This is a genomic window from Brevibacillus parabrevis, assembly GCF_022701015.1.
Classification (GTDB): domain Bacteria; phylum Bacillota; class Bacilli; order Brevibacillales; family Brevibacillaceae; genus Brevibacillus; species Brevibacillus parabrevis.
This window is the reverse complement of the sequence record NZ_CP064090.1, coordinates 4,322,902-4,344,701: the sequence shown is the minus strand read 5'-3', so window position 1 is coordinate 4,344,701 and position 21,800 is coordinate 4,322,902. Positions and strand designations below refer to the sequence as shown.

The window sequence follows — 21,800 nt, the reverse complement described above, 5'->3', positions numbered from 1 at the left end:
AAAAGGAGGAAATGAAATGGCAGAAACGGTGTTTCTCAATGGACATGTAGTGACAGTGGATGCAAACAATCGGATCGCAGAGGCGGTAGCTGTCAGAGAGAACCGCATTGTCGCGGTCGGAACGACGGAGGAGATCAAGCGCTGGATCACCCCGCAGACAAACGTGATCGATCTGCAAGGCAAAAGCCTTTTGCCAGGCTTTATTGACGCGCATTTGCACATGACGATTTACGGCACGAACAAATTGGGGGTGGACTGCAAGGCGCGCGGCATTCGCTCGATTGAAGAGCTGCTCGCCGCACTCAAAGAGCAGGCGCAAAAAACCCCGGCGGGCGAGTGGGTGCGAGCGTGCGGATTCGATGAAAACGGGATGGCAGAGCAGCGCTATCCCACTTTGGCCGAGCTGGACGACGTCTCGACCGATCATCCGATTTTTGTCATGCGCACTTGCGCCCATCACAGCGTCGTCAACAGCAGGGCACTGGCGCTTGCCGGCTACGATCGGCACACGCCTGACCCGCAGGGCGGACGGATTGACCGCGATGAGCATGGGAACCTGACAGGCTTTTTGGTCGAGACGGCACACATGAAAATGTTCGAGCAGGCTGCTTTTACCGAAGCGGAATACAGGGAAGGGCTGCGGCTGGCTTCGGAAGACTTTGTGGCGGCAGGGATCACCAGCATACACGACGCGGGCGGGTATGGCCCTGAAAACTTCCGGGCGATGCAAAAGGCGGTGCTCGCCGGAGACGTCAAGGTGCGCATCTACGCCATCGTCTGCTCGTTGAACCAGTCGGAGGAATTTGTGCGGCGGATGATCGACGCGGGAATGGTGACAGGTACTGGCGATGAGCGCTTTCGCATCGGCCCGGCGAAAGTTTTTACAGATGGAGCGAGCATTGCGCCGACGATGGCGATGCGCGAGCCGTTCACCAGTCGCCCCGACGATTGCGGAATCCTCTACTATGAGCAGGACGAGTTGAATACGATTTTGGGAGAGGCCCATGCAAAAGGGTTCCAGATTACTGCCCATGCACAGGGAGATCGTGCGATTGACATGCTGCTCACTTGCTTCGAAGCCGCTCTCGCTGCCCATCCGCGCGAAAATCACCGCCACCGGATCGAGCATGCGGGTGTCTCTTCTCCTGACTTGCTTGCGCGGATGGCGAAACTTGGTGTCGTGCCGATCCCGAACCCGGCGTTTATTTACGACCATGGCGATTCGTACGTGCGAAATATCGGGGAGCGGGTTCGCCACATGTTCCCGGCCAAGGATCAGTTTGCGTGCGGAATCGTGGCCGCAGGCGCTTCGGACAGCCCTGTTACCGATTTTAACCCGCTGATCGGGATTCATGCGGCGGTCAACCGCCAGAGCAAATCGGGCCAATCGGTGGGAGCCAACCAGCGAGTGAGTGTGCCGGAAGCGATCCGCATGTTCACCTGGAACGGGGCGTACGCCAGCTTTGAGGAAGGGCAAAAAGGCAGCATCGAACCTGGCAAGCTGGCTGATCTGGTCGTGCTCAGCGGCAATATTCTCGCCACTCCGCATGACCGGATCAAGGAACTGAAGGTCGAACAGACGATGATCGACGGCAAGCTGGTTTACCAAAGACAAGACGAGGAGGTTATCCAGGCATGAATGAAAAAGCGAGGACGCTTGCGATCAACGCAGAACGATTGCGCAAACGGATCGAGGTGCTGGCCCAAATCGGCAAAATCGGCGAGACGGGCGTATGTCGGCTGGCTTTGTCCGCAGAGGATCGGGCAGGGGTGGACTTGGTGCGCTCGTGGATGGAGGAAGCGGGACTTGCTGCCCGGGTGGATCATTTTGGCAACCTGATCGGGCGAATGGCGGGGAAAAGCCCGGAAGCGCCTGTGCTGATGATCGGCTCGCACATCGACTCCCAACCGTACGGCGGCCGATTCGACGGCGTGATCGGCGTGCTGGGCGCTCTGGAAGCCGTGCAGACGATGCGCGAACAAGGGATCGTGCCGCAGCAACCGATCGAGGTGGTCGCGTTTTGCGACGAGGAAGGCTGTCGGTTTCAAAAAGGCTTGTTCGGATCAAAAGGAATTTTGGGACAATGGGCTGAGGAAGATTTGGCGCGAGCCGACAAAGATGGCGTGACACGCAGGGAAGCGCTCGTCGCCTTTGGCTGCGACCCGGATCGGTTGGCCGAATCTGTCTATCCGGAAGGCAGCATCGGGGCTTACCTGGAGCTGCATATCGAGCAAGGCCCTGTGCTCGATGGCGCGGACGAGCCGATCGGCATTGTCTCCGGGATCTCCGGCCCGCTCTGGTGGACGGTGGAGCTGACGGGCTTTGCCGGACATGCCGGATCGGTGCCCATGCCGATGCGAAAAGACGCCTTGGTCGGCGCAGCGAAGGTCATTCTCGCGGTCAACGAGCTGGCGAAGCTCGACCCTGCGGCGCCTACTGTCGGCACGGTAGGGCATTTGCAGGTGTTTCCTGATTCGCGCAACATCATCCCGGAGCGCGTGCGTTTTTCCGTCGACTTGCGCGACATCGACCTGGCCCGGCGCGACGAGCGGGAAAAGGCGCTGCGCGAGGCGATCGCGACGGCAGCAGAAGAAGGCGGCCTGCAATACACGATTACCGAAGATACGAACAGCGACCCTCGCTACTGTGCGGACTGGATCAAGGCGATCATGCACGAAGAGAGCCGCGCACTCGGCCTAGAGCCGCGGGAATTGATGAGCGGCCCGTTTCACGACGCCCTGGCTTTGTCGTACGTATGCGACTACGGGATGATTTTTGTCCGCTGCAAAGACGGAATCAGCCATAACCCGCAAGAGTTTTCCACCTACGAGGATATCGCCCTCGGGACAGAGCTGCTGTACCAAACGGCGCTGCGTATGAGCGCGAGCAGCTAGACGGACACCGCGCCGCGGCCGCATAAAAAATCGCCTGCCGATCCACTGGCAGGCGACTTTTCGTGAAGCGAAACCTTTGCGGCGCATGGAAAGGAAGACTTTGCCGATCGTTTTTGATATATTTTAAGGATAAGAAAACAGGAAGGAAGAATGCAATGAAAATGCGCGTTTCCGCTGTGCAGTACCACTTGCACACGATACATAGTTTTGCAGATTTTGCGAATCAGGTCGAGCACTACGTTCGCAACGCCGATGAGTACGAAACCGAGTTTCTGCTGTTTCCCGAGCTGTTCACCACCCAGCTGATGTCCATTGGCGATGAGCAGGGACGCGCTTTGCCGATTACCGCGCTGCCTTCGTTCACCGAGCGGTACGTCCAGCTGTTTTCTTCCTTGGCGGCCAAGTACAACATGCACCTGATCGGGGGCACGCACATCATCGAGGAGAATGGCAAGCTGTACAACACGGCTTTTCTGTTCTACCCGGATGGCCGAGTCGGCCAGCAAAAGAAAATCCACATCACCCCGTGGGAGGTCAAAGGCTGGAACATGGGCGCGGGCGACTCCCTGCAAATTTTTGAAACCGACAAAGGTAAAGTCGCGATGATCATTTGCTACGACATCGAGTTCCCAGAGTGGGTGCGGATTGCCAAAGCGCGCGGAGCGGATGTCATTTTCTGTCCGTCCTGCACAGACGACCGCCACGCCTTCCATCGCGTGCGCTACACCAGCCACGCGCGCACGATCGAAAATCAGGTGTACGTCGTGCTGACAGGCACAATCGGTTCGCTGCCGACTGTCGACTTTATGCGCGCCAATTTTGGCCAGGCAGCGATTCTGACGCCAAACGACGTGCCGTTCCCGCCGCGCGGAGTGCTTGCCGAAGGGGAAATCAACCACGACATGCTTGTGACTGCCGACCTCGACCTGTCGCTTTTGTATGAAGTGCGGGAAAAAGGCTCCGTGACGACCTGGCGTGACCGCCGGACAGACTTGTACACCGATTGGAACTAGCGTCAGCGCACGTAAGGAGGATGGCAATGTACCGCAAAGAGCTGTATGTGTTTGAAGGGGACAAGCCGCGCAAGGCTGTGATCCGCAACTACAACCGCTCCGACTTTTTCGAGCTGATCCAGATTCAGGCGGAGAGCTTCCCGCCGCCGTTTCCATCCGAACTGTGGTGGAACCAGGAGCAGCTCACCAACCATATCACGCTGTTTCCCGAGGGCGCGATTTGCGTTGAGGTAGACGGAGTGCTGGCCGGATCAATGACGGCGCTGCTCGTGTCGTTCGATCCGGCGCACCCCGAGCACAAATGGGCGGACGTGACGGACGACGGCTATATCAGGAGCCACAATCCTGGCGGCGACACCTTGTACATCGTGGACATATGCATTCGGCCAAGCCACCGCAAGCTCGGACTGGGACAGCTGATGATGCAGGCGATGTATGAGCTGGTTGTGCAAAAAGGCTTGACGCGCTTGCTCGGCGGCGGAAGAATGCCGGGCTACGGACGCTATGCGAACCAATGGACGCCAGAGCAATACGTGGAGCATGTGGTTTCGGGCGAAGTGAAAGACCCCGTCATCACGTTTCTGATGCGCTGCGGGCGCGTGCCTGTGCAGATCGTGGCCGATTATTTGGAAGACGAGGAATCCCGCAACTACGCCGTGCTGATGGAATGGAAAAATCCGTTTCTGGCACGATAAGCCAAAAGAGAATCATTTTTTCAGGAGGACGAAACCGATGGAATTTGTACGCATTCAACATATCGACAACCCGCTGTTCGCCAACATGCACCGCTTGATGCAGGACGTTTTCCCGCCGGAGGAAGTGCTTGACTACGATCTGTGGAAAGAACCGCTCGAAGACCCGTCCATCCGCGTGTTTGTGGCCGTTCATGAAGGAGAAGTGGTAGGCGCTACCGAATACCGTTATTATCCGGACATGAACGTCGCCATGACCGACTTCACTATCATCGGTCGCGAAGGACTGGGAGTGGGCCGCTTCCTGGCGAGAGAGCGCCAAAAAGACTTGCTCGCGCTCGCTGCGGAAAACGGCAAAGAACTGTACGGCATGTTTGCGGAAATTTACGACCCGTACCGCGTGGAAGAGCACAGCTTCGGCGGCATCAAGCCGATGGACCCGTTCGTTCGCCGCGAAGTGCTGTCCCATCTCGGCTACAAGCGCACCAATTTCCAATACGTCCATCCATCCTGGCAAAACGACGGGGAGGCAGTCGCAGGACTGGACCTTGGCTTCATGCCGACCAATGAAGAGCAAACCACGCTGGAAGCTGATTTGATCGTCACTTTCCTCAAGCGCTACTACGCCGTCCTCCCGCAAAAGCCGCAAGCTTGGCTGGACATGGTCGCAGAGCTTGAAAGCAAAGACAGCGTGGAGCTTTTGCCGATCTAAACGAAACGATCTGACAGCAAGAACCGACACTCCTGTGGGGCTATTCATCGTGGCTTCACGGGAGTTTTTCTTCTACCGCCCCCAACATTGTCCATAGAGGAGGGAAGAGAGTGAATGCGCCAAATCTCGCATCCATTCTTCTCTACATAGCCGTCCTGCTCCATCTGTTGCTCATGAGCGGCTGGGTCAGCGCGAAAATGTCTCAGCCCATCCAGCTTGCGATGCTCGCTTTGATGCTGCTCGCCCTGTTCGTCTTGCGGAAAAAGAAGCGAAAAACGAAGCGCCGGCCCAGACGGCCGCCAGCAGAAGTGGCTGCTCTCGTGGACCGTGCCGAGGAAGGAGCGCCAGGCCAATGATTAGCGACATTCACATTCAAGCCATCCTCGATGCTTCTCATGACGGGATCATCGCAGTCGACCACGACTATACGATCATCTGGGTCAACCAGAACGCGACAGAAATACTCGGGTTGCCGTCCCATGTCGTCGGCGAAAAAATAACCCGTTACATCCCGAACTCGGACATGTTGCGCATTTTGGCGACCGGAAAAAAGGAAATCGGTGACATTGCTACCGTGCTGAATCGGCAAATTATTATCAATCGGCTGCCGATTGTCGTGAACGGAGAGATTGTCGGAGCTGTCTCGACCTTTAAAGAGATTACGGACATTCAAAAAATGGAGATGCGCATTCGCAAGCAAAGCATGGAAAGCGGCTTGGAAGCCAAATTCCGCCTGGAAGATATCGTCGGGCATTCCAAAGCGATGCAAGAGGCGAAAGAATGGGCCGAAACGTTTGCCAGAACGGATGCGACTGTGCTGATTCAAGGGGAGTCCGGGACAGGCAAGGAGTTGTTCGCCCAAGGCATTCATCTGAGCAGTCAGCGAGCGACAGGGCCGTTCATCGCGGTGAACTGTGCCGCGCTTCCGGGCAATCTGCTGGAGAGCGAGCTGTTTGGATACGAAGAAGGGGCTTTTACGGGAGCGCGAAAAGGCGGGAAACCCGGCCTGTTTGAGCTGGCCCACGGAGGCACGCTGTTTCTCGACGAGATCGGGGAAATGTCCATCACGATTCAGGCATTGCTGTTGCGCGTCCTTCAGGAAAAAAAGGTGCGCCGGGTCAGCGGCGAGCGAATCGTGCCTGTCGATGTGCGCATCATTGCCGCAACGAATCGGAATCTGGAGCAGATGATGGAAGAAAAGCTGTTTCGCTCCGACCTGTACTATCGGCTGAACGTGCTGACGTTGGAGCTGCCGCCTTTGCGCGAACGCACCGAGGACATCCCGCTTTTGATGGAGGCCATCATGGAGGAAATCGCGCAGCGAGGAGACAGGCGGCTGCAAGGCGTCGATGAAGCGGTGTACCATTTTCTCGGGCAATACGACTGGCCGGGGAATGTGCGCGAGCTGCGCAATGTCGTGGAACGGATGGTGCTGTTGTGCAAAAGCGACTACTTGCGGCTGGAAGACACGCAGTTTCTGTCCAAAAAACTCGCCCGCAAACAAGCGCTCAGACAGCAGCAGGATGATGAGGAAGAGATGATTCGCAAGGTTCTGGAAGCGACAAAAGGAAACAAGCGAGAAGCAGCGAAGATGTTGGGAATGGATCGCACGACGCTGTGGAGAAAGATGAAGAAGTATGAGGAATGGAACTAATGTTGCAAACGCAACGGAAATGATGCTGGATGCAACAGGTGAGTCAACAAAATTTGTGTAATTTACAGAAAATTTAAAACATAAAGACTTGGCACGGGAGTTGCTTACTTTCTAGGCATAGCATACATACGCACACCCGTGGAAAGGGAGGGAAGCACATGTCTATGGAGCCTATCATACGTGTTGAAAACGTCTCGTTCGCCTACCAGGTGAGTCAGGACCAGCAAATCCCGGTGCTGCAAAACATCTCTCTCGAAGTGTATCCCGGTGAGTATTTGGCGATCATCGGGCACAATGGGTCTGGAAAATCGACGTTGTCCAAACACCTCAACGGCATTTTGACGCCAAAAGAGGGCGATGTCCTGGTCAATGGCATCAACACGAAGGAAAAAGCGCGGATTCACGAAGTGCGCAGCCGCGTAGGAATGGTGTTCCAGCATCCTGACAATCAGATTGTGGCGACGATTGTGGAGGATGATGTCGCATTTGGCCTGGAGAACATCGGGGTAGGCTTGGAGGAAATGAAGGAGCGGGTCGATTTCGCTCTGGAAGCGGTCGGGATAAGCGCTTTTCGCCATCGTCCGCCGCATCATCTGTCCGGCGGGCAAAAGCAGCGGATCGCCATTGCCGGCATTCTCGCGATGAAGCCGCAATGCCTCGTTCTCGATGAAGCGACGAGCATGCTCGATAGCTACGGCCGACAGGACATCCTGGCAGTCGTTCGCAAGCTGCACGGGGAAGGGATGACGATTGTGACCGTCACACACCACATGTCAGAGGTGGCGGAGGCGGACAGGGTCGTTGTGATGGAGGGCGGCCAAATCGTGCTGGAAGGAACGCCGCGAGAAGTGTTCGCGCATCAGGACAGGCTGCGCGAGCTTCATCTGGACGTTCCGGACGCATGCCGGATCGCCGCACTGGTTCATGCGGAGCTGCCAGCGTTTGCCCCCGATCTGATCCACAATGCGGAAGTCGTGGCGGAGGTCGACCGCCTGTACGTCAGACAGGCGGAGGCGAGCGGGTCATGACACAGCCGATTGTAGACGTGCAAAAGCTGTCCCATGTGTACATGCAAGGAACCCCGCTATCGCATGTGGCGCTGAATGAAGTCAGCCTGCAAGTGCAAGCGGGCGAGTGCCTGGCGATCATCGGTCATACAGGCTCCGGCAAATCGACGCTGATCCAGCATTTCAACGGCTTGATTCGGCCGCAATCAGGGAAAGTCATCGTGAACGGCATGGATGTTTCCCAGCCGAAAATCGACATTCGTTCCTTGCGCAGACAAGTCGGCCTCGTTTTTCAAAACCCGGAAGACCAGTTGTTCGAAAAGCTGGTCGGAGACGATGTGGCCTACGGTCCGTTTAAAATGGGACTTCCGCTGGAAGAAGTGAAAAACCGCGTGAAATGGGCGATGGACCTCGTTGGCCTGAACTTCCAGGAAATGAAGGATCGGCCGACTTACGCACTGAGCGGCGGTCAAAAGCGCAAGGTCGCGCTGGCGGGCGTTTTGTCTTTGCAGCCAAAAGTGCTGGTGCTTGACGAGCCTACCGCTGGTCTCGATCCCCGTTCCCGCCTGGAACTGCTCGGGCGAATCAGACGCTTGAATCGCGAAGAAGGACTGACGGTAATTTTTGTTTCCCACAACATGGAAGAGGTATCGCAGCTCGCGGACCGCGTCTACGTGATGGCAAATGGCAAGGCGGTCTGCGAAGGAACGCCGCGGCAAATTTTCGGAAACCAGGAGTTGCTGCGCGAGCATCATATCGGCACGCCGGAATCGGTCGATATTTTGTACCGTCTGCGCGAACGCGGCTACGACATCAATCCGGGAGCGTTTTTGCCGGAAGAAACCGCCTGCGAAATTTTGAAGCTAATCCAGCGCTAGGGAGGGGAGCCCATGTCTGCGGAATTTGAATTGACGCGCAATATTACCATCGGCCAGTATTTGCCGACTGCTTCTGTCGTGCATCGCCTCGACCCCCGGTTCAAGCTTGGCGCTTTTGCCATCCTGATCGTAGCGATTGCCATCTGCAACACATACGTCGGCAACCTGTTTGCGCTGGCGGTGTGCCTGTGGCTGTTCCAGGTATCGAAAATCCCGCTGCACTACGGCATTTCCGGCATCAAGCCAGCGATTCCGTTCATCATTATTTTGGCCATCATGCAATTGCTTTTTTACGGCGAGATCGCCAATGGCGGCACGGTCTACTTCCAGTACGGCATTATCTCGATCTCCAGCGAAAGCATCCGGCTCGTCATCGTCTCAGCGATGCGCTTCGTGGAAGTGATTTTCCTCTCCAGCGTGCTGACGCTGAGCACCTCGACGACCGAGCTGACACACGGGATGGAGCGGCTTTTGGGGCCGTTGGAAAAAGTCAAGTTTCCCGTCCATGCGTTTGCCTTGATCATTACGATCGCGATTCGCTTCGTCCCGACGTTTGCGATGGAAATGGAAAAAATGATGAAAGCGCAGGCTTCGCGCGGCGCAGACTTCGGCACAGGCGAGTGGTGGCGGATCGTGCAGCGCACCAAAGACATGTTCCCGATCATCATTCCGCTATTCAATGTCGCGCTGTCCCGCGCCGAGGATCTGATTTTGGCGATGGAAGCAAGGTGCTATATGCCAGGTGCATCCCGGACGCGTTATACGCAGTACAAGGCAAAAGGTATCGACTATGCGGCGTTGGTTGCAAGCGTAGTCATTTCCGTCGTCATGCTGGGAATACCGTGGTAGTATTCGGGAGTTCTCCCTACAGAGGGTTCCATATCAATCGCAGGTAAAAGGAGGAGTACGCATGGAAAAAGGATTGACCGTACGCAAGATCGTCATTGCCGGGGTTCTCGGAGCGATTGCGATTTTGCTCGGGGTGACGCGCCTCGGCTACATTCCTGTTCCTACGGCGGCAGGCAATGCCACCATCATGCACATCCCGGCAGTCATTGGCGGCATCATGGAGGGCTGGGGCGTTGGAATGATCATTGGTCTCATTTTTGGAGTTTCTTCCTTCCTGAACGCCACTGTTCCGCTCTTTAAAGATCCGCTGGTAGCGATCCTCCCGCGCTTGTTTATCGGGGTGACGGCGTATTTGACCTACGTCGGGCTGAAAAATGTCAACCAGTACCTCGCCATTGGCGCAGCCGGATTCATCGGAGCGTTGACGAACACCGTCCTGGTGCTCGGGCTGGCCGTAATTCGCGGCTACATGCCATTCGGGGTAGCGGCGACGGTTGCCGTTACGAACGGTTTGCCGGAAGCGGTCGTTTCCGTGATCGTCACCTTGGCGGTCGTGGCAGCGTGGAAAAAGCTTGGAAGCTCCGGGAGACAAAAATCAAAAATTTCAGGAGATTTTTAGCCAATGACAGGAACGATTGTCGACGTGCCAGGCGTCAAAGTCGGGCACGCCCAAAACGAAGAAGCATTGACAGGCTGCAGCGTCATTTTGCTCGACAAGCCGTCTGTCTGCGGCGTGGATGTCCGGGGTTCTGCCCCGGGCACCCGCGAGACGGATTTGCTTGACCCGCTCAATCTCGTGAGCGTCGTGCATGCCATCTGCCTTTCCGGTGGCAGCGCGTATGGCCTCGATGCCGCCACAGGGGTCATGCAGTATTTGGAAGAAAAAGGCATCGGTCTGGATGTTGGCTACGGGGTTGTTCCCATCGTGCCTGCTGCGGTTTTGTTTGATCTTGCCGTCGGGGATCATCGGGTGCGGCCGGATCGCCACATGGGCTATCAGGCGGCAGCGGCGGCGACTTCGGAAGCGGTCAGCGAAGGAAATGTCGGCGCGGGTACAGGCGCTTCGGTGGGCAAGCTGAACGGGTTTGCCAACGCGATGAAAAGCGGTCTGGGCAGTGCTTCGCTCACTTTGCCAAACGGTCTGGTCATCGGTGCGCTCGTCGCAGTCAACGCGGTCGGGCATGTGATGGAGCCAAAGACGGGCGAGATTCTCGCAGGCCCTTTGGATGAGCACCGCGAGATTCGCGACAGCGTGGACATGATGCTCCAACACGCTTTTTCCCCGATTCCCCCAAGCACGAACACGACGATTGCCGTCGTCGCCAGCAATGCGAAGCTGACCAAGGCCGAGGCGCAAAAAGTCGCGCAAATGGCGCACGACGGGCTTGCCCGCACCATTCGGCCGATCCATACGATGTACGATGGCGACACGATTTTTTCCGTCGCGACAGGAGAGATGGAAGCTGCGGTAGATGTAGTGGGAACCTTGTCGGCAGATGTGCTGGCTGCGGCTGTCGTGAACGCGGTCAAGGCGGCGAAAGAAGCGGGCGGTCTTCCGGCCTACAGCAGCTTTCACAACTGACGAAAACAGAAAACAGCCTATTGATCACGCATAGGGACGCAGGGGAGGAGACGGTCTGATGAATCAGGTAATATCCTTTGTAGACGAGCAAGAGGTTGTGCGCTTGACGCAGGAGCTGGTGCGGATTCCGAGCGTGTTTCGCCCGGAGCAGGCGGGGGCAAACGAGGAGCGGGTCGCTTTGTTTGTGGCCGATTACCTGCGCAAGATGGGGCTGCAAGTCTTTTACGAAGAAGTCGTTCCAGGACGTCCGAATGTCATCGCTTTTTACGACTCGGGCAGACCGGGGAAAACGTTGCTGTTCGAAGCACACACAGACGTCGTGACAGAGGGCGATCGCGATGCCTGGAGCTACGATCCGTTCGGTGCGGCTATTTCCGGCGGGCGGATTTACGGACGGGGCGCGTGCGATACAAAAGGAAACCTCGCCGCCGCGATTTGCGCGGTCAAGGCCATTCAGCGTTCCAAAGAAGCGTTTGCGGGCAAAATTTTGTTGTGTATCCCGTGCGATGAAGAAGGCATGATGATCGGGATCAAGGACTTTATCAAAAGGGGCTGGGCAAAAGGCGTCGATGCCGCCATCATCTGCGAGCCGGAAGAAAACCAGCTGTGCATCACCCAAAAAGGAGCGATGCGGGCGATCTTGCGTACATATGGCAAAATGGCGCACGGCGCGATGCCGCTGACAGGGATCAATCCCAATACGCGGATGGCCCGAGCCATCGTGGCCCTGGAAGAGCTGGAGCGCCGGGAGATGGCGAGACTGGGCGAGCACCCGATGCTTGGCTGGCCGAGCATTACGCCAACGATTGTTCAGGCGCCGGTCAAAGGCGATGCGCAAATCAACGTCGTGCCCGATCAGTGCATGACGACGCTGGATATTCGGACTGTTCCCGGACAAGAGCATGAACGGCTCCACGAAGAGATGCAAGCGATTTTGCAAGCGTTGGCCAGAGAGGACGACAAATTCAAGGCGACACTGGAAGTCATCGAGGAGCGTCCGTGGACGTTGACCGCGATGGAAGCGGAAGTCGTCACGTCCGTTGCCAGCGCCTACCGCGAGATCACCGGAAAGGCACCGATTTACAACGGAGTGCCGGGAGCGACGGACGGAACCTTTTTGCACAAGGCCGGAATCCCGATCTTGACGACCGGAGCGGGCGATCGCCACATTCCGCATCATGCCGATGAGTACGTGGACATTGATGAGTTGGTGGAATCGACTCAGCTGTTTGCCTTGTCTGCCTTGACCTTCTTGACACAGCCTGTCCGTGCGTGAGAAAAAGCTGACTTTGCCAAAGCGTGTGGCAAAGTCTTTTTCGCGTTGCAATTTGATAAAAACTTGCTTAATCTATCCAAATTTTTTTACAATAGAGACTGATACATACGCAAGAGGAGGCCGGGCCTATGAATATGCGCTGGAATTTGGATGTGTTGTACACATCGTTTGATTCGCCGGAGTGCAAGCAAGACTGGGAGAAACTTTGCCGGGAGATGGACGAGGTAAAAAGCTGGGCGCAAGCGAGCCTGCAAACGGCAGATGACGCTGTGCAAAAGATGGAGACATACATTGCGAAGATGACTTCGATTTTGCAGACGCAATATCGCTTGTACGCTTATGGCGAACTGACCGCGAGCGTTGACGCCAAAAATGAAAAAGCGCTGCAATTCATCGAGAAAATCCAGGATCAGTCTGTTGAACTGGTGGAGCCGGGCGTCCTGTTCCAGAAATGGCTCGGCCAACTGGACAATCTGAGCGAGCTGATCAGCCAGTCCGACCTGCTGGAAACCCATCGCTACATGCTGACGGAACTGTCCGAGAAGAGCAAGTACATGCTCAGCGAAAAAGAAGAAATCATTTTGGCCAAAATGAAAAACACAGGTTCCAATGCCTGGACGAAGCTGCAAGAAATGCTGACGTCGACGCTTTTGGTCGACATTACCATCGACGGAGAGGCGAAGCAATTGCCGTTGCCTGTCGTTCGCAACATGGCGCATGAAAAAGATGCCGCTCTGCGCAAAACGGCTTACGAGGCTGAACTGGCAGCCTACAAGAAGATCGAGGAATCGTCTGCGGCGAGCCTGAATGGGATCAAGGGCGAAGTCATTACGGTAGCGAAGCTGCGCGGCTATGAATCGCCTCTGGAAAAAACGCTGCTCGACTCGCGCATGGACAAGGCGACACTCGACGCGATGCTGACCGCAATGAAGGAAAGCTTGCCAGCTTTTACAAAATACTTCCAGGCCAAAGCGAAGCTGCTCGGCCATGAGAACGGTCTGCCGTTCTACGATTTGTTCGCTCCGGTTGGCGAAGCGGACATGCGCTTTACGTATCAGGAAGCGCGTGATTTCATCGTGAAGCACTTTGGTAGCTTTAGCGAAAAACTGGCGAATTATGCTGCCCGCGCGTTCGACAACCAGTGGATTGACGCCGAGACTCGCGAAGGCAAGCGCGGCGGAGCATTTTGCTACAACTTGCACATGGTAGGGGAAAGCCGGATCATGGCAAACTACACGGGCAGCTACAACGACGTGAGCACATTGGCGCACGAGCTGGGCCACGGCTATCACGGAGAATGTCTGGTGCAGGAAGCGTTTTACAACAGCGACTACCCGATGCCGATCGCGGAAACCGCGTCGATTTTGTGCGAGACGATCATCGCCAAAGCGGCGTTGGCTCAGGCAACCCCGGAAGAAGCCTTTTCGATTTTGGAAAATGACATCTCCGGTGCAAGCCAGGTCATCGTCGATATTTACAGCCGTTACTTGTTTGAAAGCGCGGTGTTTGCCCGCCGTTCCGAAGGCTCCCTGTCGGTTGGCGAGTTGAAGGAACTGATGCTGCAAGCGCAAAAAGACGCATATGGAGCAGGGCTGGATTCTTCCGTGCTGCATCCGTACATGTGGGTGTGCAAACCGCACTACTACAGCGCCGATTTCAACTTCTACAACTTCCCGTACGCATTTGGCCTGCTGTTTGCCAAAGGACTGTACGCCGAGTATGTGAAGCGCGGTGAAGCGTTTGTGCAGCAATATGACGAGCTGTTGTCCGTGACCGGAAAAATGAGCATCGCCGACGTCGCTGCGATTATGGACGTAGATGTTCGCTCCGTTGACTTCTGGCGCAACTCGCTCGCCCTGATTGCCAAAGATATCGATACGTTTGTGGAGCTGGCGGCTGCGCGCGCCTAGCCTGCAGGAAAAAGCCCGATCTGAGCATCGGGCTTTTTTTGTGCGCATAGCAACTTGCTGACAGGGAGAAAGTAAGAAAAAACAAATGAGGTGATCACGTGGTAAACGGATTGCAGTTACTCGACCTACTACGGGAAACAGAGAACAAAATGCTGCATCTACATAGAGCCATCGACAGGGTCAGCAGCGAACCGGATTTCAAGGAATCGGTCAGCGTTCTCACCGTAGTGGTGCGCGATTACCAGCTTCAGCTCGACAAAATGAAGCAAGCTCTGGGCAAGATCGAAATCGGGGCGAACCAACAGCCGCCCCAGGCAGGACATAACACCGAAATTCACTGAGCCGATCCAACATGCGAACAGCCCACAACCTGATGACAGGTGTGGGCTGTATGCGTGGATTCCTTATTGCAGATCGATGTAGCGCTTGACGCCGTAAAATGGATACAGCTTGTGCATGTATTCCACTTTTCCGTAGCGAACGTCATCCCCGTTTGCGTGGACGATCGTTCCGTTCCCTAAATAAATCGCTACGTGGGAAACGCGTCCTTTTCCAAGCGCATCATAGAAGAGCAGATCGCCCGGCTGGGCTTGATCCAGCGGAATTGATGTCCCGCCGCGGAATTGTTCTTCGGATGTGCGAGGAAGTGTAACCCCAAGGCGGTTAAAAACGTAAGAAGTAAAGCCGCTGCAATCAAATCCGTCCGGCGTGGTCCCGCCAAGCACGTACGGAGTTTTCAGCAAAGGTTCAAAAATCGTTTCCAGATGCTTCAGGCTGGCGGAATCAACGTCACCAGAAAAAGTAACATCCGGAGTGAGCTTTGGACTCAGGTAAGAGGTGAAGACGTACGCTTCATCATCTTCAAATTCGATTTTTGTCCATTCACTGCCAGTTTGGACGACCTCAACTACATCACCAAATTTGAGCTTGCCTAATACTTTTGCATCGGTGGACGCTTTTTTGCGAACATTGAGAACGTCAACCGTCACACGAGCCTTTTCGCCAGCGGTCAATTCTGCTGGTTCTTCCTGCGCGAAGTCGGAAGGCGCGGTTACGACATCATGAGGAGCGTCGGAGTCACCACTTGTCGACAGACTGCCATCAGGCAAAGACAACGTCTGACCAATCGACAGCTGGTCGCTTTGCAGTTGGTTGACTTGCATGAGCTGGCTCACGGTAGTCTGGTGCTCGCGGGCGATTTTACTCAACGTATCACCTGCTGATACCACATACACTCCTGAGGCGGCGTGGGCAGCAGTAGGCAGCAGAGTGAAGAGGGCGAGGGAGGTGAGTAGCTTCGAAGGAAGTTTCATATCATCGTCTCCACCAATCTACTATTTTCTGCATATCTAGATAAAATTCTAGCGGATTTTCAATGGTAAATCTATAAAAAATGATGTTTTAAAAAAGATTTCAAAAACTATTGCATAATTGATAGGGAACATGCTATATTACAAGAGTGCCCACGAGAGTGAGCAAAAAATGGAAAAACCACATGGAGCTGTGGTGAAGTTGGAGTTCACGCCGGTCTGTCACACCGGAGGTCGCGGGTTCGAGTCCCGTCAGCTCCGCCATTCTTTTACGAGAAGCACGGCGAAAAGCAAATTAGCAAACATGCCGGTATAGCTCAATTGGTAGAGCACCTGACTTGTAATCAGGGGGTTGTGGGTTCAAGTCCTATTGCCGGCACCATTTTTTCATATGCGGTCGTGGCGGAATTGGCAGACGCGCTAGATTCAGGTTCTAGTGGTGGCAACACCGTGGAGGTTCAAGTCCTCTCGACCGCATCAACTGCGAACATAATAAAAGACCCTTAAATTGCTTAGTTTCGTAATTTAAGGGTCTTTTATTTATCGTCACCGCTCGGGCTAGATTCCTCGGCGATTCCGTTGCTGCCTGTACTCCTTTGGAGAATACTGGTGAACCTATGAGCAATTAGAGTTAAAATAGACATGCTGGCTTATTCTATGAGGGGGGGAAGGGATGAAATATTTTCTGCTCGGACATACCTATCCGGACGGCGGCTACATCGATGGCGATGTCGTATTTGACCCTCCGCTGGAAGCATACTACCAAGTCGGGGCATGCAGTATAGAGGGACGAACTGTTTCGGTTACGATGGATACGTCAGTTCGGAAGCTGAGCGTAGACTTTTTTCTGACGACCTCAGGGGCTTTTTTTGCATCGGCTGAATTGGCTGCGCTCTTGAAGCTTCATAAATGTGACGTACAGATCATACAAGCAGATACGCGCTACTTCAACGGCAAAAATACCGAGAAAACATATTTTCTCGTTCATGCAGAGCAACGCTTGTCCTGCTTTGACTATCAGCAGTCGGAATACGCGGGCAAGGCCCTGGCTCTGGAGCGGCTGGCGCAGGGCGAGCATCCCGATAGCTTCTTAGTCAAGGGAGTCCGGTCCGTAGTTATTGATGAGAAGTGCGCGGCAGACGCCGATTTCTTTTTTCTCAAGAACGTTGTTCTGGTTGACCCGATCGTGTCGGAGACGCTTGCCAAGTCGATGTTAAACGAGCGCTTGAAGGTGCACCTGGAAGAGCTTGTCATCAAATAAAACCGGGTCATCCGCATGCGTTACAGACGTTTCTTCATCCCGCAGGTTAATTTCTGAGACGGACAGCTCGACGTTGCTTGGTATGAGGTCAATGTCGTACGTTACCAACAGGTGACTACGGGCTTTTTTCTGTGAAAAACGTCTCGGCGTTTTCCTGAAAGTGGATGTGACCGCTCATGACCTGTATGTTTGAAAAATTCAACGTGCTTATCGTTTTTAAAATGGAAAGATCCCGGCCAAAGTTTGTCATTTGGCCGGGATCTTTTTCAATTCACAACTTTGCGTATCGTGTGTATGAACATAAGTGTTGTACGTAATTAACAATAATGATGTACAACTTGATCATTGCAAACCATTGAATTTGCTTGCCAGTGTCACGGATCGAAGCGTTGTGTGCCTAGACTATTACTTTTCGCACAAAAAGCGCGTTCGGATATTGTTTGGTTTCCAGGAAAACGCGAGGTCGAGTTTTTGTGATGATCTTCCAATGATTAATCCAAACTCTCCCTTTTGGGGCGAGGCGGTTTTGTAGAGAACAGACTAATAGACCATTTTTGGCATCCAAGCCTGATGGCGTGTTCACTTTATTTATTTTGACAACGACACAATCGCCTACACGCAGATTCGGATTGGTAGTAGAGGGACATTTTAAGGCGAACGTCGGGTTATTGATGGTCCGCAGCACCTGGTTCACATTTTGCAATTTGCGTGTTTGCCGTACGAGTTTGCCAGTCTTTTGATTCACGACGAAATGAATGATTGTAACGGTATTCGGCGGCTTGTTGCCATCCGCAATCGGTGCAGTCAAAACTCCGTCATGCACTTTCCAAACGCCCGCTTGTTTGTACACGACTCCGACGCATTCTCCTTTTTTCAGATTGAGGTTTGGATTTGCCATCGTTTGGATCGCTTCCTTTCTAGTATCCAATACACGTCAAAGGGTGGGGCAACAGACCTGATCCTGTTACGGAAAATTCAACAATAGGCAGGCAAGTTTAAATAGGGGGACTTGTAACGGGGAATGTAACCGCCATTTGTAGTCCCCTGCAATCTTTCATTTAGTTACGGCAAGTATATTTAAATTCAGGGCCTGTTTGAATAAAGTAACCGCTGCGCACTTGCCCTGCCCAGTTTTGCAAAGCCTCCTTCCACTGAACACTATCAAAAAACTCATTCACGGTTACACCGGTTGAAGAGTGCCAGGTCAGTGGCGTGTAGGGAGCAAGCGGACCGGCATCACCCCAAATTCCTCCTGCTGAAATCGTATCTTGTTTCACAAGGAGCAAAGGGAGCCCGTATTGCAGTGCCATGGAAGGTTCAATCTGCAAGAAGGGGGTATAAGGTTCTCCTTGACCTGTTGCACTTGTTGGCTTTAATAAAGCAGCTGCCGCACCGTAACTGGAGTTGATCATCGTCCGGATATTTTCCAAGGTTGTATTCGGATATTGGTCGGTGTTCGGTATCGTCCTAGGAAAAAGCAGAACTTTTTTGATTTCCTTAAACATCCGAATGATGAATTTTTGCTCCGGTGATAACGGTGGCTGCGACGGTCCAAGAGTAAACAGGTTTTGGTGGCTAAAAAAAACAGGGATTCGAAAAAACGCGCTTGCTGCTTCATTTAAATCATTCATATCCGCGTAAGTCTGTCTATACTCTTCGTTGGATAAAGGTTCCTTTAAAGAGCTATCAGTATATTTTACCTTTAGTTTGTCTTTGCTCAATTTATTTCACCTCCATGCGATAATCTATTCGAAAATGCAGATGGAGGATTGGACAAAAAAACGAATGAATCGTAATTGGTCTGTTCCCCATTCGCGGGGCAAAGGAAAGAAAAGGAGCGAGATGATCGATGGGCAGGAAGCTATTTTTGTTCCAGGGTACACTTGTCCGTTGCCGACTTTTTGTTTCCAGCATTTGTTGATAGAGGAGGTGACAAGCGATGGCAGTAAAAAAATCTTCCCCTGTCAAGAAACTGAAACTGAAGCATAAACCTAAGAGAATCCGTGCGCGAGTGATTCGTCTTGAAAGATTCTCCTTGAGCGGCAATGTAGGTGGGGCCAAGTCCTTTCAAATCGCCCCGAAGCAACGAAGGAACATTCAAGTGATCACAGTCGGGATCATTTCTTCGGCTTTTCTCGTGCTGAACGCTGCACGTTTTCATTTCCAAAACCGGAGTATACGACTGAGAGTGCAAGTGCGGGGAGCGCAAGCCTTTTTTCAGTCAACGTCCAGCAAACAGGATTTTCCGGGACCGAACAAAGTGCTGTTTGTTGAATCGGAGGAAGCGCGAGCAGTGGAGCTTGTGATTTCGGCTGTAAACGTCGGCAATAGCCCTGCTTTCCTGCATCCGCAAGATGGCTGGTGGCTGGATTTTCTCATCAACAAGCAAGGCTAGAGACGAAGGATTTTTACGATAGAGCGGATCTTCATGATGGGAAGACAGCAAGCTCAGCAAAATGGTCAGATGATTCGTACAACAAAAAGAGTAATAACCTCAAACTGACTACGGTCAGTTTTTTGTTGCTGCTTACATTTTCGCATGGTATTATGTTTTTGTTCCAAAAACTGACTGTGGTCAGGTATTGAGAGAAGTCATTCGAAAGGTGGGACGTTTGTGAGCCGAAGAGAAGAGATTAAAAAAGTCGCGGTCAGTCATCTTCTGCAGTACGGGTTCGAGGGAACGAAGCTTGCGGATATTGCCGATGCGGTCGGGATTAAGAAGCAGTCGATGTACGCGCATTTTGCCAGCAAAAAAGAGCTTGTCATAGAGATTCACGAGGAAGCGACCAAGCAGGAGATGGCTTTTCTGACCTCTTTCTTCGATGAGCACAAGGGGGAGCCGATGCGCCCGCTGCTTGATCGGTTTGTGATCGAAATGAAAGACCGCTATCTGGACAATCAAAATGTCAAGCTGATGTTTCTGATGGCTTTCATGCCTCCGGAGCAATTGCGGGAGCTGTTCATTACGATGTATGAATTGTACTCGTATCACTTGCTTCATTTGTTGGAGCTTGCTTTCCGGAGAGATTCGACTATTCAGGCCGACGCCAAGGCGAGCGCTTTGGCTGTGCATACCATTTACGAAGGGGCGACGGCCAAGCTCATTTTCGAAAATCCGGATTATTTTCTCCATGTGACAAATACGACCTTTTCCTTGCTATGGCGAGGAATTGTTCCGGGCAGCGACGGGCGGGAAGAGTGAGTCTGCCCAGTTTCAGCTAATCGAATAGAGGTGCAGGATGAATACAAATCAAGATCATAACCAGTTGTTGTCTTTGGAAACCGATTCTGTGGGGAAAGTTTTTGTCCGTTACTTGGTTCCTTCTGTCATCGGTATGCTCATGATGTCAGTGAACGTTGTTGTGGACGGCATTTTTGTCGGGCAACGGCTTGGTGAAGTGGCGCTTGCTGGTGTCAACGTTGCATTTCCGCTGTTCTCCATCTATTTTGCCTTATCGTTGTGGATCGGCATCGGAGGGGCGACGATTTGCTCGCGTCATTTGGGAGCCAAGCAAATCAAGGAGGCACGCTCCGTATTTACCCATTCGTTGACGCTGATTTTCGGCTTGACGTTGCTGCTGGCAGCGCTCGCTTTCCTGTTCCGCGAGCCGTTGGCTGTCTTTCTCGGGGCGAACGACGATACGTTGCCTTATGTGAAGGAATACATGAACGTACTGCTGGTCGGCGGGTTCGCCATTACTGTGCAAAACACGTTCAGTGTCTTCGTCCGCAACGACGGCAACCCGAATCTGGCGATGATGTCACTGCTCGTCACCGCATTTTTCAATATTGTTTTGAACTATGTGTTTCTGTTTGTGCTCGATTACGGAGTAGCGGGCTCAGCACTTGCGCTCGTCATTGCGGCGACCTTGGGAGCTATCGTGCTGTCCCTGCATTTTTTGCGCAAGGATACGGCATTGCGTTTCGCCGTTCCGCGTTTTTCCCGGGAACTGGCGAAAGAAACGTTTACGATTGGCTTCCCCAGTTTTGTGGCGGAAATCGGCATCGCTGTCTTTACCGCAGGCTATAACATGGCGATGGTCCGCTGGGCAGGGACGGTGGGCGTATCCGCGTTCTCGATCTTGAATTACATACATAGTGTCATGCTGATGACGTTTCTCGGGATGGGCTCGGCCATCCAGCCGTTGATCAGTTATTATCGGGGAGCGAAGCTGGTGGAGCGGCAAAAGGCGACAATGAGGATCGCCGTTCGCACCGCTTTTGGAACCGGGCTTGTTGTATTTCTGATCGGGCTGGTCGCCGCGCACGGCATCGTCGCAGCATTCGGTTCGTTCGCCGAAGAAGTGCAAGAGCTGGCTGTTACGGGCATTCGCCTGTTTTTCGCAGGGTATTTGTTCATGGGCATCAATTTTGTCATGATGACATATTTCCAGGCGACTAATCAGGTGCGGATGGCAACATGGATTACAGTAGCCCGTGAAATGCTGCTGATGGTCGCCATTTTGCTCACGTTGCCTCATTGGCTCGGCACATCGGGGATATGGCTGGCGATTCCGCTTTCGGAGCTGATCGTCTTGCTGACGGTCTACGCTTACGTGCGTCGACGTTCCAGAAGCTTGCCAGCAACTGGCTCGTCCATACGCGGAACATTGGAAGGGTGACTGGTGCCAAGGCTGAAAGAACGAACAACTTACAGGAAGCTTGGCAATACACGCGCTGCTACGCAGGGTTACTTGAAGCTAATATTTCCTACTAATACAAATTTTTTCTTTCCATCCTTCTACCATTTCTGTCAATTGG

Annotated in this window: 22 protein-coding genes and 3 tRNA genes; 22 read left to right on the top strand and 3 right to left on the bottom strand. The window is 53.6% G+C overall.

Translation table 11 applies throughout. The features are described 5' to 3' along the window. The first annotated feature begins 16 nt into the window (after window positions 1-16). The 15 genes from IRJ17_RS19685 to IRJ17_RS19615 all read left to right on the top strand — a co-directional run bounded on the left by IRJ17_RS19685 (window position 17) and on the right by IRJ17_RS19615 (window position 14,809). The gene (locus IRJ17_RS19685; protein WP_242771658.1) at window positions 17-1,639 is read left to right on the top strand and encodes an amidohydrolase; all 1,623 of its coding nucleotides are present in this window, start codon (window positions 17-19) and stop codon (window positions 1,637-1,639) included. Beyond that, window positions 1,636-2,895, top strand: a complete 1,260-nt coding sequence (locus IRJ17_RS19680; protein ID WP_242771656.1) for a M20 family metallo-hydrolase — start codon at window positions 1,636-1,638, stop codon at window positions 2,893-2,895. Before IRJ17_RS19685 ends, IRJ17_RS19680 begins: the two co-directional genes overlap by 4 nt. A gap of 155 nt (window positions 2,896-3,050) precedes the next feature. Further along, window positions 3,051-3,908 (top strand): carbon-nitrogen hydrolase family protein, encoded by an 858-nt coding sequence (locus IRJ17_RS19675; protein WP_173595860.1) that lies wholly within the window; start codon window positions 3,051-3,053, stop codon window positions 3,906-3,908. A gap of 26 nt (window positions 3,909-3,934) precedes the next feature. After that, complete coding sequence (locus IRJ17_RS19670) at window positions 3,935-4,603, top strand: GNAT family N-acetyltransferase (RefSeq protein ID WP_173595861.1); 669 nt, start codon at window positions 3,935-3,937, stop codon at window positions 4,601-4,603. A gap of 37 nt (window positions 4,604-4,640) precedes the next feature. Then, window positions 4,641-5,312 carry a GNAT family N-acetyltransferase gene (locus tag IRJ17_RS19665; protein ID WP_242771654.1) on the top strand — a complete coding sequence of 224 codons (672 nt, stop codon included), beginning with the start codon at window positions 4,641-4,643 and terminating at the stop codon, window positions 5,310-5,312. Window positions 5,313-5,422: 110 nt separating this feature from the next. After that, window positions 5,423-5,668 (top strand): LPXTG cell wall anchor domain-containing protein, encoded by a 246-nt coding sequence (locus tag IRJ17_RS19660; protein ID WP_242771651.1) that lies wholly within the window; start codon window positions 5,423-5,425, stop codon window positions 5,666-5,668. Further along, on the top strand, window positions 5,665-6,966 hold the full coding sequence (locus IRJ17_RS19655) for a sigma-54 interaction domain-containing protein (RefSeq protein ID WP_122963471.1): 1,302 nt from the start codon (window positions 5,665-5,667) through the stop codon (window positions 6,964-6,966). The genes IRJ17_RS19660 and IRJ17_RS19655 overlap by 4 nt, the downstream gene beginning before the upstream one ends. A gap of 158 nt (window positions 6,967-7,124) precedes the next feature. Then, a complete protein-coding gene (locus IRJ17_RS19650; protein WP_242771649.1) occupies window positions 7,125-7,994 on the top strand; it encodes an energy-coupling factor transporter ATPase in 870 nt (289 codons plus the stop codon). Next, window positions 7,991-8,851 (top strand): energy-coupling factor transporter ATPase, encoded by an 861-nt coding sequence (locus IRJ17_RS19645; RefSeq protein WP_122963469.1) that lies wholly within the window; start codon window positions 7,991-7,993, stop codon window positions 8,849-8,851. Before IRJ17_RS19650 ends, IRJ17_RS19645 begins: the two co-directional genes overlap by 4 nt. 12 nt (window positions 8,852-8,863) lie before the next feature. Then, a complete protein-coding gene (locus IRJ17_RS19640) occupies window positions 8,864-9,700 on the top strand; it encodes an energy-coupling factor transporter transmembrane component T family protein (protein WP_173595865.1) in 837 nt (278 codons plus the stop codon). Between the two features lie 61 nt (window positions 9,701-9,761). Next, on the top strand, window positions 9,762-10,319 hold the full coding sequence (locus tag IRJ17_RS19635; RefSeq protein ID WP_122963467.1) for an ECF transporter S component: 558 nt from the start codon (window positions 9,762-9,764) through the stop codon (window positions 10,317-10,319). Between the two features lie 3 nt (window positions 10,320-10,322). Continuing rightward, window positions 10,323-11,282 carry a P1 family peptidase gene (locus IRJ17_RS19630; protein WP_242771647.1) on the top strand — a complete coding sequence of 320 codons (960 nt, stop codon included), beginning with the start codon at window positions 10,323-10,325 and terminating at the stop codon, window positions 11,280-11,282. A 58-nt stretch (window positions 11,283-11,340) separates the two neighbouring features. Beyond that, on the top strand, window positions 11,341-12,558 hold the full coding sequence (locus tag IRJ17_RS19625) for a M20 family metallopeptidase (protein ID WP_122963465.1): 1,218 nt from the start codon (window positions 11,341-11,343) through the stop codon (window positions 12,556-12,558). Window positions 12,559-12,686: 128 nt separating this feature from the next. Then, window positions 12,687-14,468, top strand: coding sequence for a M3 family oligoendopeptidase (locus IRJ17_RS19620; RefSeq protein ID WP_122963464.1), 1,782 nt, complete (start codon window positions 12,687-12,689; stop codon window positions 14,466-14,468). A gap of 98 nt (window positions 14,469-14,566) precedes the next feature. Further along, a complete protein-coding gene (locus IRJ17_RS19615; protein WP_063227052.1) occupies window positions 14,567-14,809 on the top strand; it encodes a hypothetical protein in 243 nt (80 codons plus the stop codon). Between the two features lie 63 nt (window positions 14,810-14,872). On the opposite strand, the gene IRJ17_RS19610 is transcribed toward IRJ17_RS19615, so the two are convergent. Beyond that, the gene (locus IRJ17_RS19610; protein WP_242771645.1) at window positions 14,873-15,781 is read right to left on the bottom strand and encodes a C40 family peptidase; all 909 of its coding nucleotides are present in this window, start codon (window positions 15,779-15,781) and stop codon (window positions 14,873-14,875) included. 184 nt (window positions 15,782-15,965) lie between these two features. On the opposite strand from IRJ17_RS19610, the gene IRJ17_RS19605 reads away from it, so the two are divergent. From IRJ17_RS19605 to IRJ17_RS19590, 4 genes are all read left to right on the top strand, one after another. Continuing rightward, window positions 15,966-16,042, top strand: a tRNA-Asp gene (locus IRJ17_RS19605). Between the two features lie 42 nt (window positions 16,043-16,084). Beyond that, window positions 16,085-16,160, top strand: a tRNA-Thr gene (locus IRJ17_RS19600). 11 nt (window positions 16,161-16,171) lie between these two features. Next, window positions 16,172-16,255 (top strand) — tRNA-Leu (locus IRJ17_RS19595). Between the two features lie 196 nt (window positions 16,256-16,451). Next, window positions 16,452-17,039 carry an imm11 family protein gene (locus IRJ17_RS19590; protein WP_242771643.1) on the top strand — a complete coding sequence of 196 codons (588 nt, stop codon included), beginning with the start codon at window positions 16,452-16,454 and terminating at the stop codon, window positions 17,037-17,039. Window positions 17,040-17,436: 397 nt separating this feature from the next. Here IRJ17_RS19590 and IRJ17_RS19585 read toward each other — a convergent pair whose 3' ends face one another. Together IRJ17_RS19585 and IRJ17_RS19580 are read right to left on the bottom strand one after the other, a co-directional pair. Then, window positions 17,437-17,889: a hypothetical protein gene (locus IRJ17_RS19585; RefSeq protein ID WP_242771642.1), complete on the bottom strand. Its 453-nt coding sequence runs from the start codon at window positions 17,887-17,889 to the stop codon at window positions 17,437-17,439. 208 nt (window positions 17,890-18,097) lie between these two features. Beyond that, entirely contained in the window at window positions 18,098-18,760 is a 663-nt protein-coding gene (locus tag IRJ17_RS19580; protein ID WP_122963460.1) for a hypothetical protein, read from the bottom strand. Between the two features lie 218 nt (window positions 18,761-18,978). Here IRJ17_RS19580 and IRJ17_RS19575 point away from each other — a divergent pair, with 218 nt between their 5' ends. The 3 genes from IRJ17_RS19575 (at window position 18,979) to IRJ17_RS19565 (ending at window position 21,661) form a co-directional block, all read left to right on the top strand. Next, on the top strand, window positions 18,979-19,434 hold the full coding sequence (locus IRJ17_RS19575) for a hypothetical protein (RefSeq protein ID WP_173598827.1): 456 nt from the start codon (window positions 18,979-18,981) through the stop codon (window positions 19,432-19,434). A gap of 219 nt (window positions 19,435-19,653) precedes the next feature. After that, window positions 19,654-20,241: a TetR/AcrR family transcriptional regulator gene (locus IRJ17_RS19570; protein ID WP_173595872.1), complete on the top strand. Its 588-nt coding sequence runs from the start codon at window positions 19,654-19,656 to the stop codon at window positions 20,239-20,241. Between the two features lie 37 nt (window positions 20,242-20,278). Then, on the top strand, window positions 20,279-21,661 hold the full coding sequence (locus IRJ17_RS19565) for an MATE family efflux transporter (RefSeq protein WP_242771640.1): 1,383 nt from the start codon (window positions 20,279-20,281) through the stop codon (window positions 21,659-21,661). Window positions 21,662-21,800 lie beyond the last annotated feature (139 nt).